We start from the raw sequence: 14,747 nt of genomic DNA, 5'->3' as shown, positions 1-14,747 counted from the left end.
AAATCCTCCCGTTGCGACGACCCTCCCCGGTCGCCCTGCTGGGCAGGAGACTGCATGAGGGGGGCGGATCTGGCAAGCGCGTTGGTCATGTTTCCTGACCGCCTCGCAGGGGGGATCCGCTGGCGCGACGCTTTGCCGCCGATCCCGGACCGAGACCCGTTTCCCAAGCCGCGCCAAGGCTGTATCGCATGGCCATGGACATCATCATCGCCACCGTCATCCTCGCTGTCTTCTTCTTCCTGATCGGTTTGGGTGAGCCGCTCGCCGCGCGATTGCGGTTGCCCTACAACGTGATCCTCGCGGGGTTCGGTCTGGCGGCGGGTGCCGGCGCGACCTTCTTCCTGAACACCCAGCTCACCGATGCGCTGAACCCGGTGGCCGAGGCGATCCTGAACCTGCCGATCCGTTCGAACGTGTTCCTCTACGTGTTCCTGCCGACGCTGCTGTTCCAGGTGACGCTGGGGGTGAACCTGCGGCGGATGCTCGATGACTGGGTGCCGATCCTGACGCTCGCCGTGGTCGCGGTGGTGGTGGCGACGCTCTCGGTGGGCTACGCGCTGTTCCTTACCGGGGTTCTGCCGCTGATGGCCTGCCTGCTGATCGGCTCGATCGTCTCGACCACCGATCCCTCGGCGGTGGTTTCGATCTTTCGCAACCTCGCGGCACCGCGTCGGCTCAGCCGGATCATCGAGGGCGAGAGCCTTCTGAACGACGCCGCGGCGATCGCGCTGTTCGGCCTGTTCATGGGCTTCGTGATGCGCGGCGTGCCGAACCCGGAGATGCTGCAGGGGCTGGCGCAGTTTCCCTATCTGCTTGGCGCCGGCGGTCTCACCGGCTGGGTTATGGCGCAGATCGCGGTACGGCTGATGCGCTGGCTCGGGCGGTTCCCGCTGGCGCAGATCTCGATCTCGGTGGCGCTGCCCTATCTCGCCTATGTCGCGGCCGAGAAGCTGGTCGGCGCCTCCGGGGTGATCGGCGTGGTCGGCGCTGGGCTCACGCTCAACCTCGCGGCGCCGGGGCGGCTGTCACCGATGGCATGGACCAACATGCGCGAGGTGTGGGACCTGCTGGCGCATTGGGCCGGGGCCTTCATCTTTCTGCTCGCGGCGCTGTTGATCCCGCGCCTGCTCGACGGGGTGCGGCCGGTGGATTTCGCCCTCGTTGCCGTCGTCATCGTGGCGGCGCTGGGCGCCCGCGCGGCGATCCTGTGGGGGCTGCTGCCGCTGCTGAGCCTGCTGAAGCTGTCGCCTCCGGTGGAGCGGCCTTACCGCACCGCGATCCTCTGGGGCGGCCTGCGCGGTGCGATCACCTTGGCGCTGGCGCTGGCGGTGACCGAGAGCCTGCGCGTGCCGGAAGACGTGCGCCGCCTCACCGGCATCCTCGCCACCGGCTTCACGCTGTTCACGCTGATCGTGCAGGGCGTGACGCTGCGCCCGCTGATCAAGCGATTGGGGCTGGAGAAGCTGTCGCCGCTCGACGCCGCGCTGGCCCGGCAGGTGGTCGCCGTGGCGCTGCAAAGCGTGCGGGAGGCCGTGAGCGAGGCGGCCGAGAATTACGGCCTGACCCGCGAGACGGTGCGCTCCGAGGCCAAGCTCTTTGCCGAGCGGCTCGATCGGGCGGTCGAGAGGGCCGAGGAGGGAGAGGCGATCTTGGATCGCGACCGGATCACGCTGGGGCTGATCGCGCTGGCCGGTGCCGAGCGCGAGCATGTTCTCCAATTGTTCCGGGACCGGGCGATCTCCAACCGGCAGGCAGAGCGGGCGCTGTCGGAGGCCGACCGGCTCATCGAGACAACCCGCACCGGCGGCCGCTCGGGCTATCGGCGCGCGGCGCGCGAAAGCCTCGGGCAGGGCGGGCAGGTTCGCATGGCCGCCTTCCTGCATAACCGGCTGCATATCTCGGGGCCGTTGGCGCGGCTCACCGCCGACCGCTTCGAGTTGTTGCTGACCCAAGGGCTGGTGCTGCGCGATCTCGACGGCTTCATCGACAGCCGGATCCGCCGCATCCATGGCCGCCGCGTGGCCGAACTTCTGCACGAGCTGATCGGACGCAGGGCCGAGCAGGTGGCACAGGCTCTCGACGGCCTCAGGCTCCAGTATCCGGGTTATGCCGAGGAGCTGGAGCGCCGGTTCATCCGTCGCACTGCGCTCCGGATCGAGGAGCGTGAATACGCCGCGCTGCGCGAGGACGGGCTGATCGGGCCAGAGTTGCACGCGACGCTGCTGGCGCAGATCGAGGCGCAGCGCGGCGAGGCCGAAGCCCGGCCCAAGCTCGATCTCGCGGTGCAAAAGGCGGTGCTGGTGCAGCAATTCCCGCTCTTCGCCGATCTCGACGAGGCGGTACGGCAGCGGCTGGCCAAGGCGCTGGTAACCCGCTTCGTGGCCGCGGGCGAGGTGCTTCAGGCGCGCGACGCGCCAGCTCGATCGGTGAGTTTTATCGCCTCGGGTGCCGTGGAGATCGAGACCGCCGGGCAGAAGATCCGGCTCGGCCGTGGCGAGATGTTCGGCCAGCTGGCGCTACTCAGCCCGAAGCGGCGCCGCGCCGAGGTGCGGGCGCTCAGCCACGGGGTGCTGCTGGAGCTCGACGAGGCGCGGTTCCTGCGGCTCTTGCGGCGCAGCCCGGCGCTGCGCGAGGCGGTGCATGAAAGCGCGCTCAAGCGCGGCATGGATCCCGAGCGGGCGGCGGCGCTGGGCGCGGCGCTGGGCGGGGAGAGCGAATCCGCCGCCTAGGCGCGCGCCTGCTCCCAGACCGAGAACTCGGCGGCGCGTTTGCGGCGCAGCTTCGAGGCGACGTGTTCCGGCAAATCCATCGGATGCTCCGGCGAGACGTTGACCCGAGGCAGGTCGATCCGCGTCGCGAGCCGCTCCTCGAGAAAGCCCACCAGAAGCTCCATCGACTCGTAGCGGAACAGGTGGTCGACCGCGACATTGCCCTCGCCATCGCCGACGAAGCGCGCCTGGCTGCCCACGGCGGCATAGGGGGCGGGCTTGCCGCGCGCGAACTGGTCGACGAAATCGTCGAAGCCCACGCCGCGCGTCGAGTTGACCTGCCCTGCGAGATCGTCGCGCTGGCGGTAGCGCCACCAGCTGCCGAGCCAGTCCACCGGCTCGCGCACCGCCGCCACGGTTTCGAATCCCGATCCGCCCGCCGCCTCGATCAACGGCACCACGAAGCGCCGGGCGCGGTAGAGCGGCGCGTGCTTGATCTGCGGCGGGTCGCGCAGCACGAATTGCGCGCGCGGCGCCAGCGCCCCCTCGAGCGCGGTGGTGCCGGTCTTGGGCACCGCCAGAAGGATCAGCCGCTCTTTCCAGAATACCAGCATCGAGCTCTCCGTGACGTGATCGCCTCAACCTTACATTAACCGCTCTCGAGGGAAACTGGCGGCAGGTTTCACTTGCAATGTTCCCATTATGGTCTCATATGGCGGGTAGTGAACAAGACATGAACGACGCAATGATTGCCGCCATGTGGCGGGTGTGGGATAAGGATTGCGGACAATGGCAATGGCAGATCTTCTCCAGATGAGCGACAAGCGCACGGCAGACCGGCAGAAGGCGCTCGACAGCGCCTTGGCCCAGATCGAACGGCAGTTCGGCAAGGGCTCCATCATGAAGCTGGGAGGCGAAAACGCCTTTCCCGACATCGAGGCGACCTCGACCGGTTCGCTCGGTCTCGACATCGCGCTGGGCATCGGGGGCCTGCCCAAGGGCCGGATCATCGAGATCTACGGCCCTGAAAGCTCGGGCAAGACGACGCTGACGCTGCACGCCGTCGCCGAGGAGCAGAAGAAGGGCGGCGTCTGCGCCTTCGTCGACGCTGAGCACGCGCTCGACCCGCAATACGCCAAGAAGGTCGGGGTCAACCTCGACGAGTTGCTGATCTCGCAGCCCGACACCGGCGAGCAGGCGCTCGAGATCGTCGACACGCTGGTGCGTTCCGGCGCGGTGTCGATGGTCGTGGTCGACTCGGTCGCGGCGTTGACGCCGAAATCCGAGCTCGAGGGCGACATGGGCGACAGCTCGGTCGGCGTGCATGCCCGCCTGATGTCTCAGGCAATGCGCAAGCTCACCGGCTCGATCTCGCGCTCCAACTGCATGGTCATCTTCATCAACCAGATCCGGATGAAGATCGGCGTCATGTTCGGCTCGCCTGAGACCACGACCGGCGGCAACGCGCTCAAGTTCTACGCTTCCGTGCGCCTCGACATCCGCCGCATCGGCGCGATCAAGGATCGCGACGAGGTGGTCGGCAACGCGACCCGCGTGAAGGTTGTCAAGAACAAGGTCGCGCCGCCGTTCAAGCAGGTCGAGTTCGACATCATGTATGGCGAGGGCATCTCCAAGACCGGCGAGTTGCTCGACCTCGGCGTCAAGGCGGGCGTGGTCGACAAGTCCGGCTCCTGGTTCTCCTATGGCGACCAGCGGATCGGCCAGGGCCGCGAGAACGCCAAGACATTCCTCAAGGAGAACCCCGCCGTCGCGACCGAGATCGAGGACAAGATCCGCGCCGCGCATGGTCTTGAATTCGTGATGTCCGACGATGATGGCGGTTCCGGTAGCGACGACGATCTCGTCGACATGTGATGCCACCCCTTCGGGGTGACACGGGATGATGGAAGGGGCCGGGGCGCAAGCTTCGGCCCCTCGCCTTTGCGTGCCCCGCATGCGCGCGGGACTTTACGCGATGCATGGGCGGGGATAGGACGTGGACGCCGCGACCCGAAGGAGACGACATGACCAGCCTCGCCGATATCCGCTCCACCTTCCTGGACTTCTACCGGCGGCAGGGCCACGCCGTGGTGCCCAGCTCGCCGCTGGTGCCGCGCAACGACCCGACGCTGATGTTCACCAATTCGGGCATGGTGCAGTTCAAGAACCTGTTCACCGGGGTCGAGACGCGCGACTACAGCCGCGCCACCACGGCGCAGAAGTGCGTGCGCGCCGGCGGCAAGCACAACGATCTCGACAATGTGGGCTATACCGCGCGGCACCACACCTTCTTCGAGATGATGGGCAACTTCTCCTTCGGCGACTACTTCAAGGAAGAAGCGATCCGCTATTCCTGGGAGCTGCTGACCCGCGATTTCGGCCTGAACCCCGACAAGCTTCTGGTTACGGTGTTTCACACCGATGACGAGGCGGCGAACCTGTGGAAGAAGATCGCCGGCCTGCCGGACGAGCGGATCATCCGCATCTCGACCTCGGACAATTTCTGGATGATGGGGCCCACGGGGCCCTGCGGACCCTGCTCCGAGATATTCTACGATCACGGCCCATCGATCTGGGGCGGCCCTCCGGGCTCGCCCGAGGAAGACGGCGACCGGTTCATAGAGATCTGGAACATCGTCTTCATGCAGTACGAGCAGTTCGAGGACGGCACCCGCCGCGACCTCGACGCGCAGTCGATCGACACCGGCATGGGGCTGGAGCGGATCGGCGCTCTGCTGCAGGGCAAGCATGACAACTACGACACCGACCTGATGCGGTCGCTGATCGAGGCCTCGGCCCATGCGACCTCGTCCGACCCGGACGGCGACGGCAAGGTTCACCACCGCGTGGTCGCCGACCACCTACGCTCGACTTCCTTCCTGATCGCCGACGGCGTCATGCCCTCAAACGAGGGGCGCGGCTACGTGCTGCGCCGGATCATGCGCCGTGCCATGCGCCACGCGCATCTGCTCGGCGCGCAGGACCCGCTGATGCACCGGCTGGTGCCGGCGCTGGTGCAGGAGATGGGCGCGGCCTATCCCGAGCTGGGGCAAGCCCGCGCGCTGATCGAGGAGACGCTGCGCGCCGAGGAGACCCGGTTCCGCCAGACGCTCGATCGCGGCCTGCGGCTGCTCGACGACGAGCTGTCGAACCTGCCCGAGGGCGCGGCGCTGCCGGGCCAAGCGGCGTTCAAGTTGTACGACACCTATGGCTTCCCGCTCGACCTGACGCAGGACGCGCTGCGCGAAAAAGGCCGGACCGTTGACACCGAAGGTTTCAACGCCGCCATGGCCGAGCAGAAGGCCAAGGCGCGCGCCGCATGGGCCGGCTCGGGCGAGGTGGCCGATGCGAGCCACTGGTACGATCTCGCCGACAAGCACGGCGCCAGCGAGTTCCTCGGCTATGACACCGAGGAGGCCGAGGGCCAGATCCTCGCCGTGCTCGACGGCGCGGAGCAGGTCGAGAAGGCCGAAGCCGGCCGCAAGGTGCAGGTCGTCCTCAACCAGACGCCGTTCTACGCCGAGAGCGGCGGCCAGGTCGGCGACACCGGCACGATCCGCACCGAGACCGGTCTCGTGCGCGTTTCGGATTGCCGCCGCATCGCCGGGCTCTTCGTCCATGTCGGCGAAGTGACCGAGGGCCATGTGGATCGCGGGCAGGGCGCCGAGCTGAAAGTCGATCACGACCGCCGCACCGGCATCCGCGCCAACCACTCGGCCACGCACCTTCTGAACGAGGCGCTGCGCCGCGCGCTTGGGGATCACGTCGCGCAGCGCGGCTCGCTCAACGCGCATGACCGTCTGCGCTTTGACTTCAGCCACAGCGCCGCCCTGACCCCGGCCGAGATCGAGAAGATCGAGGACGAGGTCAACGAGATGATCCGGCAGAACTCCACCGTCGAGACGCGGGTGATGACCCCGGATGAGGCGCGGGGCCTGGGCGCGCAGGCGTTGTTCGGTGAGAAATACGGCGACGAGGTCCGCGTCGTGTCGATGGGCAAGCTCGACGGTTCGGGCAAGGGCACCGACCAGGCGACTTATTCGATCGAACTCTGCGGCGGCACCCATGTCCGTCAGACCGGCGATATCGGCGCCTTCGTGCTGCTGTCGGACAGCGCGTCCTCGTCGGGCGTGCGCCGGGTCGAGGCGCTGACGGGCCGCGAGGCGCTGAAACATCTCGCACAGCAGGGCCAGACCCTGTCCGAAGTGGCGCAGATCCTGAAGACGCCGGTGGCCGAGGTGCTCGACCGCGTCAAGGCGCTGGCCGACGAGCGCCGCCGCCTCGCCAACGAGATCGCCCAGCTCAAGCGCGAAATGGCGATGGGCGGCAGCGCCGGCGGCGCCGGCGCCCAGCCGGTCGAGGTCGGCGGCGTGAAGTTCCAGGGCCAGGTGCTCAAGGGCGTGACCGGCAAGGACCTCCCGGCGCTGATCGACCAGCTTAAGGCGCAGATCGGCTCCGGCGCGGTGTTGCTCATCGCCGATACCGGTGGCAAGGCGGCGGTGGCGGCGGGCGTCACCGACGATCTCAAGGACCGCGTCTCGGCGGTCGAGCTTTTGCGCGCGGCGGTGGCCGAGCTTGGCGGCAAGGGCGGCGGCGGCCGTCCCGACATGGCACAGGGCGGCGCGGCGAGCGCCGACAACGCCGAGGCTGCGATCAAGGCCGCTGAGGCGGTTCTGGCACAGGCGGCGGAGGGCGTGGCATGAGCGCGCTCTGGATTGCCCATGTGAAGGTCACCGACGAGGCGGCGTACAAGGAGTACGCCACGCGTGCCACGGGGGCGATCGCCGATCACGGCGGCGTCTTCCTCGCGCGCGGCGGGGCCTATGAGCAGCTCGAGGGAAAGGACCGCCCGCGCAATGTCGTGGCGCGGTTCCCGAGCCTGCAGGCGGCGCATGACTGCTACCATTCCGCGGCCTATCAGGAGGCGCTGAGCTATGCCCGCAATGCGGCCGAGCGCGACCTCGTGATCGTCGAGGAGGTCTGAGGCTGGAGACGGTCGCAAGCCTGACCGCGCGGTTTCCGCGCCCCGGTCGAATCGAATGGATCGGATTGAGGCCCGCGCGACGCGCGGGCCTTCTCCATGTCGAGAGCGCCGAGATCACCGAATCCGGCCTCGCGGGCGATCACGCCCGCCCCGGCAAGCGGGCGGTGACACTAATCCAGGCCGAGCATCTGCCGGTCATCGCCGCGCTGTCGGGGCATGACGCCCTCGCGCCGGAAACCCTGCGCCGCAACATCGTCGTCTCCGGGCTGAACCTCACGGCGGCGCGGCATCGGCTGCTGCGCGTCGGGACCGCCTTGTTGCGCTTTTCCGTGCCTTGCGCGCCGTGCTCGCGGATGGAGACGGCGCTGGGTGAGGGCGGTTACAACGCGATGCGCGGCCATGGTGGCTGGTGCTGCGAGGTGGTCGAGCCGGGGCGACTGGAGCGGGGCGGTACCGTCACCCCGGTTTGAAATCCGCCGAAACGGAACGAAAAACGCCCGGTCTTTCGACCGGGCGTTTTCATGTCTTATGTCGTGGCGATCAGCTGGCGCGGGCCTGACGCTTGCGCTCATGCGGATCGAGGAACCGCTTGCGCAGGCGCACCGCGTTCGGGGTGACCTCCACCAGCTCGTCATCATCGATATAGGCGATGGCCTGCTCGAGGCTCATCTCGATCGGCGGCGTCAGGCGCACGGCCTCGTCGGTGCCCGAAGCCCGCACGTTGGTGAGCTTCTTGCCCTTGAGCGGGTTCACCTCGAGATCGTTGTCGCGGCTGTGCTCGCCGATGATCATGCCCTCGTAGACCGGGGCCTGCGGATGCACGAACATCTTGCCGCGATCCTCGAGGTTCCACAGCGCATAGGCCACGGCGGTGCCGTTCTCCATCGAGATCAGCACGCCCTGACGACGGCCCTGGATCGGGCCCTTGTGCGGGGTCCAGCCGTGGAAGATCCGGTTGAGCACGCCCGAGCCGCGCGTGTCGGTCAGGAACTCGCCGTGATAGCCGATCAGGCCGCGCGAGGGGACATGCGCGATGATCCGGGTCTTGCCGGCGCCGGCGGGCTTCATCTCGACCAGGTCGCCCTTGCGCGCGCCGGTCAGCTTCTCGACCACGGCGCCGGTGTACTCGTCATCGACGTCGATGGTGACTTCCTCGACCGGCTCCATGCGGACGCCGTTCTCCTCGCGGAAGATCACCTGCGGACGCGAGATCGACAGCTCGAAGCCCTCGCGGCGCATGTTCTCGATCAGCACGCCCATCTGCAATTCGCCACGGCCCGAGACCTCGAAGGCCTCGCCGCCCGGCGTGTCGTCGATGCGGATCGCGACGTTCGACTCGGCTTCCTTGTGCAGCCGCTCGCGGATCACGCGGGACTGCACCTTCTTGCCGTCGCGGCCAGCCAGCGGGCTGTCGTTAATGCCGAAGGTCACGGTGATGGTCGGTGGATCGATCGGCTGGGCCGGGATCGCCTCCTCGACCGAAAGATCGCAGATCGTGTCGGCCACGGTGGCCTTGGACATGCCCGCGAGCGTCACGATGTCGCCGGCCTCGGCAACCTCGATCGGCTGCTGGCCGAGGCCGCGGAAGGCAAGGATCTTGGAGACGCGGAACTGCTCGAGCTTCTCGCCCTTGCGCGACAGTGCCTTGACGGTCTCGTTGGCGCGCAGCGTGCCGCTTTCGACCCGGCCCGTCAGGATCCGGCCCAGGAACGGGTCGGCCGAGAGGGTGGTGGCGAGCATGCGGAACGGCTCGGACTTGGCGGCCTGCTGCTTCGGCGCGGGGACGTGCTTGACGATCAGGTCGAACAGCGCCGTCAGGTCCTTGCGCGGCCCGTCGAGCTCCATGTCGGCCCAGCCGGAACGGCCCGAGGCGTACATCGCCGGGAAATCGAGCTGATCGTCATCGGCGCCGAGATTGGCGAAGAGATCGAAGCATTCGTCGAGTGCGCGGTCGGGCTCGGCGTCCTGCTTGTCGACCTTGTTGAGCACGACGATCGGGCGCAGGCCCAGTGCCAGCGCCTTGGAGGTCACGAACTTGGTCTGCGGCATCGGGCCTTCGGCGGCGTCGACCAGCAGCACCACGCCATCGACCATCGACAGGATCCGCTCGACCTCGCCGCCGAAATCGGCGTGACCGGGGGTGTCGACGATGTTGATCCGGGTGTTGCCCCATTCGACCGAGGTCGCCTTGGCGAGAATGGTGATCCCGCGCTCGCGCTCGATGTCGTTGCTGTCCATGGCGCGCTCGGAGACGGCCTGGTTCTCGCGGAAGGCGCCGGACTGTTTCAGGAGCTCGTCCACCAGCGTCGTTTTGCCATGGTCAACGTGCGCGATGATCGCGATGTTGCGGATATCCATTCAATTCACTCTTTCAGGGGTCAGCGCGCCTTTACAGCAAAAGGCCGCCGCTGGCTAGCCTTGTCGCCGCGTTGCGGCATCAAGGCGGGTTTGCGCGCAGCGGGCGGCGCTCAATGCGGGTTGGCGCCGGAAAACACGTTGATCACGACGATGCCCGACAGGATCAGCGACATGCCGATCACCGCCGCCGCATCGAGCTTCTGGCCGAACAGGCTCCAGCCGATCGCGGCGATCAGCACGATGCCCAGTCCCGCCCAGATCGCGTAGGCGATGCCCACCGGGATCGCCTTGAGGGCCAGCGACAGCAGGTAGAAGGACAGGCAATAGCCCAGTACCGCCACGAGGGCCGGGCCGATGCGGGTGAACTGCTGACTGGCATGCAGGGCCGTAGTGGCGATGGTTTCGCTGGCGATGGCGAACAGCAGGACGATCCAAGGCATGGGCGGCACCTCAGGTGGCGATGTAACGGTCGCGGCGATGGTTGAAGGCGATCACGGTGTTGAGGATCACGGCCCCCAGAAGCGACCACAGAACCGTCGCCGCGTCAAACAGCGCCAGCGCGGTGGCGAAGATCGCGGCATCCGCCGCGAGCTGCACGTAGCCCGCGCGAAAGCCATAGCGGTCCTGCACGATCAGCGCCACGATGCCCAGACCGCCGAGGCTGCCATTGTGGCGGAACACGCCCAGAAGGCCGAGGCCGGTCAGCGTGCCGAAGATAATGGCGCCAAGCCAAGTGTCTAGCCGGACGATCTCGAAATGCGCGGGCAGCAGCTCGGTCAGGAGCGACAACAGCGTCACCGAGACGATTGATTTCAGCGTGAATTCGGGGCCGAGCCGGAACCATGCCAGGACGTAGAAGGGCAGGTTGATGACGAAGAACACCGCACCGAAGGACCAGCTCGTCAGATAGGAGATGATCACCGCGACGCCCGCGGTCTGGCCGGTGATGAGCCCCACCTGGGTCAGCACGTGCAGCCCGATCGAGCAGGCGAAGATGCCGATGCCGAGACCCTGAAGGTCCTCGAGGGCGGAGTGGCGGGTGGGTGTGGAGGCGCGGCGCATGCGCGCCATCTAGGGCAGGAATGCTGACCTGTCCAGTGGGCTCAGTCGCCCTTGAGGCGTGGCGGCAGTTCGCAGCCCCAGACCGTGGCCGCGGGAATGAAGCGATGAGGCAGTTGCGCGGGCAGGGTCGGTATCTCGCAGGCGTGGTAGGGCGGCTCGGCGCCTTGCGGCAGGGTCCGGCCCGGCGGCAGCCAGATCCGGCGTCCGGTGGCCATGTCGCCGGCCTGTACCACGAGATCGACGTCGCAGCGATTGGTGCGCACCGCCGAGATGCAGTCATCGGCCACGGGCAGCCGTTCGGGGCCGAGGCGGTCCCGGGCCATGGGAAGGAGAACGGCGGCCCCGAGAAGGGCCGCCGCAGTCCATTTCAGCTTGCGCATCAGGCGCATCGCGCTCAGGCGAGCGACTTGTTGAGGTACTCGTCGATCTTCTCGAGGAAGCCCATGGTGGTGAGCCACTTCTGATCGGGGCCGACGAGCAGCGCGAGGTCCTTGGTCATGTGACCGTCTTCGACCGCCTGCACGGTGACCTTCTCGAGCGTCTCGGCGAAGTTCCGCAACTGGTCGTTGCCGTCGAGCTTGGCGCGGTGCTTGAGGCCGCCGGTCCAGGCGTAGATCGAGGCGATCGAGTTCGTGGAGGTCTGCTCGCCGCGCTGGTGCTGGCGGAAGTGACGGGTCACGGTGCCGTGCGCGGCCTCGGCCTCGACGATCTTGCCGTCCGGGGTCATCAGCTGCGAGGTCATCAGACCGAGCGAGCCGAAGCCCTGCGCCACGGTGTCGGACTGCACGTCGCCGTCGTAGTTCTTGCAGGCCCAGACATAGCCGCCCGACCACTTCATCGCCGCCGCGACCATGTCGTCGATCAGGCGGTGCTCGTAGGTGATGCCCTTCTTCTTGAATTCCTCGGCGAACTCGTTGTCGAACACCTCCTGGAACAGGTCCTTGAAGCGACCGTCATAGGCCTTGAGGATCGTGTTCTTGGTCGACAGGTAGACCGGCCAGCCGCGGGCGAGGCCGTAGTTCATCGAGGCGCGGGCGAAGTCGCGGATCGAATCGTCGAGGTTGTACATCGCCATGGTCACACCGGCGGAAGGCGCGTCGAACACCTCCTTCTCGATGGTCTCGCCATCCTCGCCGACGAACTTGATCGTCAGCTTGCCCTTGCCGGGGAAGCGGAAGTCGGTGGCACGGTACTGGTCGCCGAAGGCGTGACGGCCGACGACGATTGGCTGGGTCCAACCCGGCACCAGGCGCGGCACGTTGCGGCAGATGATCGGCTCGCGGAAGATCACGCCGCCGAGGATGTTACGGATCGTGCCGTTGGGCGAACGGTACATCCGCTTCAGGCCGAACTCCTCGACGCGGGCTTCGTCGGGGGTGATCGTCGCGCATTTGACGCCGACGCCGTATTTCTGGATCGCGTGGGCCGCGTCGACCGTGATCTGGTCGTCGGTCTCGTCGCGGGCCTCGATGCCGAGGTCGTAGTATTTCAGGTCGATGTCGAGATAGGGCAGGATCAGCTTCTGCTTGATGAAGTCCCAGATGATCCGGGTCATCTCGTCGCCGTCGAGCTCGACGACCGGATTTTCGACTTTGATCTTGGTCACGGGGGCCTCCGCAATTGTTATGCTGTCTCGCGCCGGGGCATAACGCGTCTCGCGGCGCTTTGGAAGACGGCATACACTCGTATACGGTCGAACTTCGCCCGGTTTCGCGGGTTGGGGGACGAAAGGAGCCCGATCATGCCCAAGGATACCACCGGAGCGATCCGCCACGCCGAGGAACTGGCCCGGCTCGACCGTCTCGCGCATCTGATGGATGCGCGGTTCAAGCTGTTCGGCTTCCGCTTCGGCTATGACAGCCTGCTCGGGCTGATCCCGGGCATCGGCGACACGATCTCGCTCGCGCCATCGGCCTGGCTGGTCTGGCGGGCGCATCAGCTCGGCGTGCCGAAGCGCAAGATCGGCCGGATGGCGGTGAATACCGGGGTCGACTACGTGGTAGGCTCAATCCCGGTGATCGGCGACCTCGTCGATTTCGGCTTCAAGGCGAACCTGCGCAACGCGGCGATCCTGCGCGAGCATCTGGAGCGTGAGGCCGAGGCGGGGATGCGCGACGTGACGCCGCGCGGCTGAGGCCGGGCGCGGAGTTCAAGATTTTTTACTACCGGATGGACGCGTTCAGCGCCCGTCGAACCACGCGTCGATGCGGGATCTGAGCCCGGTCCAGATTGCCGGCGCGCCGCGCGTGACCTTGCTGCCGACACGGGTTTCCAACTGTTCCGGCGTGACGTTGTATTCGGGCCAAGTGCCGCCATCGCTGGCGAGGTTCGACAGCACCGGTTGCACCCGGTCGATCGATTTCGCGAAGATCGCGTCATCGGTCTCGGCGGCTTCGAACTCTTCCCAGATCGCGCGCATCTCGGCGCGCTGATCCTCGGGCAGCAGCCCGAAGATCCGCTCGGCGGCGGCCTGTTCGAGCGCCTCCTGCCGGGCCGGATCGTGGTCACCATGGATCGGCGCGTCGCCCGCGTCGATCTCGACCAGATCATGCAGGAGCAGCATTGTCATGACCCGGGACACGTCGACGGGGCGCGCGGCGTGCTCGGACAGCACCAGCGCGTGCAGCATCACGTGCCAGCTGTGCTCGGCCGAGTTCTCGCGGCGCGAGCAGTCGTGCAGGCTGGTGGCGCGCAGCACCGATTTCAGCCGGTCGGCCTCCGCGAGGAAGGCCAGCTGCGCGTCGAGGCGGCTCATGCGCTGGGGCCGCGGCGCAGCCGCTCGTCGAGATGCCGTCGCGCCCGCTGTTCGGCGAGACGCACGCGAACCGCCGTCAGGAACGCCTCCTGCACCGTGGTGGAGGAGGCGCCCAGCTCGTCGGAAACCTCGGAAATCACCGTGTCGTCACCGAGCCTCTCGGCGGCAGCGATGGCGTCGCGCGCCAGCGCGTCGGCGAGATCCTCGGTGATGCCCATCAGCGGGTGTTCTCGGTCAGACGCCGCCCGACATAGCCCTTCACCGAGCCGATGAGGGTGTCCATATGCGGGTCTTCGAAGAAGTGCCCGGCACCCTCGACCACCTCATGGGTGATGGTGATGCCCTTCTGGTCGTGCAGCTTGTTGACGAGGCCCACCGTGTCGGCGGGCGGGGCCACGCGGTCGGCCGAGCCGTTGATGATCAGCCCCGAGGAGGGGCAGGGCGCCAGAAACGAGAAATCATACATGTTGGCCAGCGGCGCCACCGACACGAAGCCGGTGATCTCGGGGCGGCGCATCAGGAGCTGCATGCCGATCCATGCGCCGAAAGAGAAGCCCGCGACCCAGCAATGCTTGGCATTGTTGTTCATTGACTGCAGGTAGTCGAGCGCCGAGGCGGCGTCGGAGAGCTCGCCCACGCCCTGGTCGTATTCGCCCTGGCTGCGGCCGACGCCACGGAAATTGAAGCGCAGCACCGTGAAGCCCATCTCGTAGAAGGCATAGTGCAGGTTGTACACGACCCGGTTGTTCATCGTGCCGCCGAACTGCGGATGCGGATGCAGCACGATGGCGATCGGCGCATCGCGGTCTTTCTGCGGGTGGTAGCGGCCTTCGAGCCGGCCCTCGGGGCCGGGGAAGATGACTTCGGGCATGGACGTCCC

15 protein-coding genes are annotated in these 14,747 nt (G+C 67.2%); 6 read left to right on the top strand and 9 right to left on the bottom strand.

What is annotated here, in order from left to right; all coding sequences use genetic code 11:
• Positions 1 to 194 precede the first annotated feature (194 nt).
• The gene (locus LOS8367_RS14500) at positions 195 to 2,729 is read left to right on the top strand and encodes a cation:proton antiporter (protein WP_085897383.1); all 2,535 of its coding nucleotides are present in this window, start codon (positions 195 to 197) and stop codon (positions 2,727 to 2,729) included.
• Here LOS8367_RS14500 and LOS8367_RS14495 read toward each other — a convergent pair.
• A complete protein-coding gene (locus tag LOS8367_RS14495) occupies positions 2,726 to 3,322 on the bottom strand; it encodes a gamma-glutamyl kinase (RefSeq protein ID WP_085897245.1) in 597 nt (198 codons plus the stop codon). The genes LOS8367_RS14500 and LOS8367_RS14495 overlap by 4 nt on opposite strands.
• Before the next feature lie 175 nt (positions 3,323 to 3,497).
• Here LOS8367_RS14495 and recA point away from each other — a divergent pair, with 175 nt between their 5' ends.
• From recA to LOS8367_RS14475, 4 genes are all read left to right on the top strand, one after another.
• Entirely contained in the window at positions 3,498 to 4,583 is a 1,086-nt protein-coding gene (gene recA, locus LOS8367_RS14490) for a recombinase RecA (RefSeq protein ID WP_085897244.1), read from the top strand.
• 149 nt (positions 4,584 to 4,732) lie between these two features.
• Positions 4,733 to 7,411: an alanine--tRNA ligase gene (gene alaS, locus LOS8367_RS14485; RefSeq protein WP_085897243.1), complete on the top strand. Its 2,679-nt coding sequence runs from the start codon at positions 4,733 to 4,735 to the stop codon at positions 7,409 to 7,411.
• Positions 7,408 to 7,692, top strand: coding sequence for a DUF1330 domain-containing protein (locus tag LOS8367_RS14480; protein WP_085897242.1), 285 nt, complete (start codon positions 7,408 to 7,410; stop codon positions 7,690 to 7,692). Before alaS ends, LOS8367_RS14480 begins: the two co-directional genes overlap by 4 nt.
• A 59-nt stretch (positions 7,693 to 7,751) precedes the next feature.
• Positions 7,752 to 8,162, top strand: a complete 411-nt coding sequence (locus LOS8367_RS14475; protein ID WP_242665612.1) for an MOSC domain-containing protein — start codon at positions 7,752 to 7,754, stop codon at positions 8,160 to 8,162.
• Positions 8,163 to 8,232: 70 nt separating this feature from the next.
• On the opposite strand, the gene typA is transcribed toward LOS8367_RS14475, so the two are convergent.
• The 5 genes from typA to LOS8367_RS14450 form a co-directional block, all read right to left on the bottom strand.
• Entirely contained in the window at positions 8,233 to 10,050 is a 1,818-nt protein-coding gene (gene typA / locus LOS8367_RS14470; protein WP_085897240.1) for a translational GTPase TypA, read from the bottom strand.
• 110 nt (positions 10,051 to 10,160) lie between these two features.
• Positions 10,161 to 10,490 (bottom strand): DMT family transporter, encoded by a 330-nt coding sequence (locus LOS8367_RS14465; RefSeq protein WP_085897239.1) that lies wholly within the window; start codon positions 10,488 to 10,490, stop codon positions 10,161 to 10,163.
• 10 nt (positions 10,491 to 10,500) lie between these two features.
• Positions 10,501 to 11,112: a YitT family protein gene (locus LOS8367_RS14460; protein ID WP_085897382.1), complete on the bottom strand. Its 612-nt coding sequence runs from the start codon at positions 11,110 to 11,112 to the stop codon at positions 10,501 to 10,503.
• Between the two features lie 41 nt (positions 11,113 to 11,153).
• Complete coding sequence (locus LOS8367_RS14455; protein WP_133056341.1) at positions 11,154 to 11,435, bottom strand: hypothetical protein; 282 nt, start codon at positions 11,433 to 11,435, stop codon at positions 11,154 to 11,156.
• A gap of 71 nt (positions 11,436 to 11,506) precedes the next feature.
• Positions 11,507 to 12,718, bottom strand: coding sequence for an NADP-dependent isocitrate dehydrogenase (locus LOS8367_RS14450; RefSeq protein WP_085897237.1), 1,212 nt, complete (start codon positions 12,716 to 12,718; stop codon positions 11,507 to 11,509).
• Between the two features lie 135 nt (positions 12,719 to 12,853).
• Here LOS8367_RS14450 and LOS8367_RS14445 point away from each other — a divergent pair, with 135 nt between their 5' ends.
• Positions 12,854 to 13,246 carry a DUF4112 domain-containing protein gene (locus tag LOS8367_RS14445; RefSeq protein WP_085897236.1) on the top strand — a complete coding sequence of 131 codons (393 nt, stop codon included), beginning with the start codon at positions 12,854 to 12,856 and terminating at the stop codon, positions 13,244 to 13,246.
• A gap of 45 nt (positions 13,247 to 13,291) precedes the next feature.
• Here the strand turns inward: LOS8367_RS14445 and LOS8367_RS14440 are convergent, their stop codons facing one another.
• Genes LOS8367_RS14440 through LOS8367_RS14430 form a run of 3 tightly spaced genes read right to left on the bottom strand, consistent with a single transcriptional unit; the run spans position 13,292 to position 14,738 of the window.
• The gene (locus LOS8367_RS14440) at positions 13,292 to 13,867 is read right to left on the bottom strand and encodes an HD domain-containing protein (RefSeq protein WP_085897235.1); all 576 of its coding nucleotides are present in this window, start codon (positions 13,865 to 13,867) and stop codon (positions 13,292 to 13,294) included.
• Complete coding sequence (locus tag LOS8367_RS14435) at positions 13,864 to 14,085, bottom strand: hypothetical protein (protein WP_085897234.1); 222 nt, start codon at positions 14,083 to 14,085, stop codon at positions 13,864 to 13,866. The genes LOS8367_RS14440 and LOS8367_RS14435 overlap by 4 nt, the downstream gene beginning before the upstream one ends.
• Complete coding sequence (locus LOS8367_RS14430; RefSeq protein ID WP_085897233.1) at positions 14,085 to 14,738, bottom strand: alpha/beta hydrolase; 654 nt, start codon at positions 14,736 to 14,738, stop codon at positions 14,085 to 14,087. Before LOS8367_RS14430 ends, LOS8367_RS14435 begins: the two co-directional genes overlap by 1 nt.
• Between the last annotated feature and the right edge of the window lie 9 nt (positions 14,739 to 14,747).

It is taken from the genome of Limimaricola soesokkakensis (assembly GCF_900172345.1).
In the GTDB taxonomy this organism is placed as follows: Bacteria; Pseudomonadota; Alphaproteobacteria; order Rhodobacterales; family Rhodobacteraceae; genus Limimaricola; species Limimaricola soesokkakensis.
This window is presented reverse-complemented; position numbering and strand designations above follow the sequence as displayed.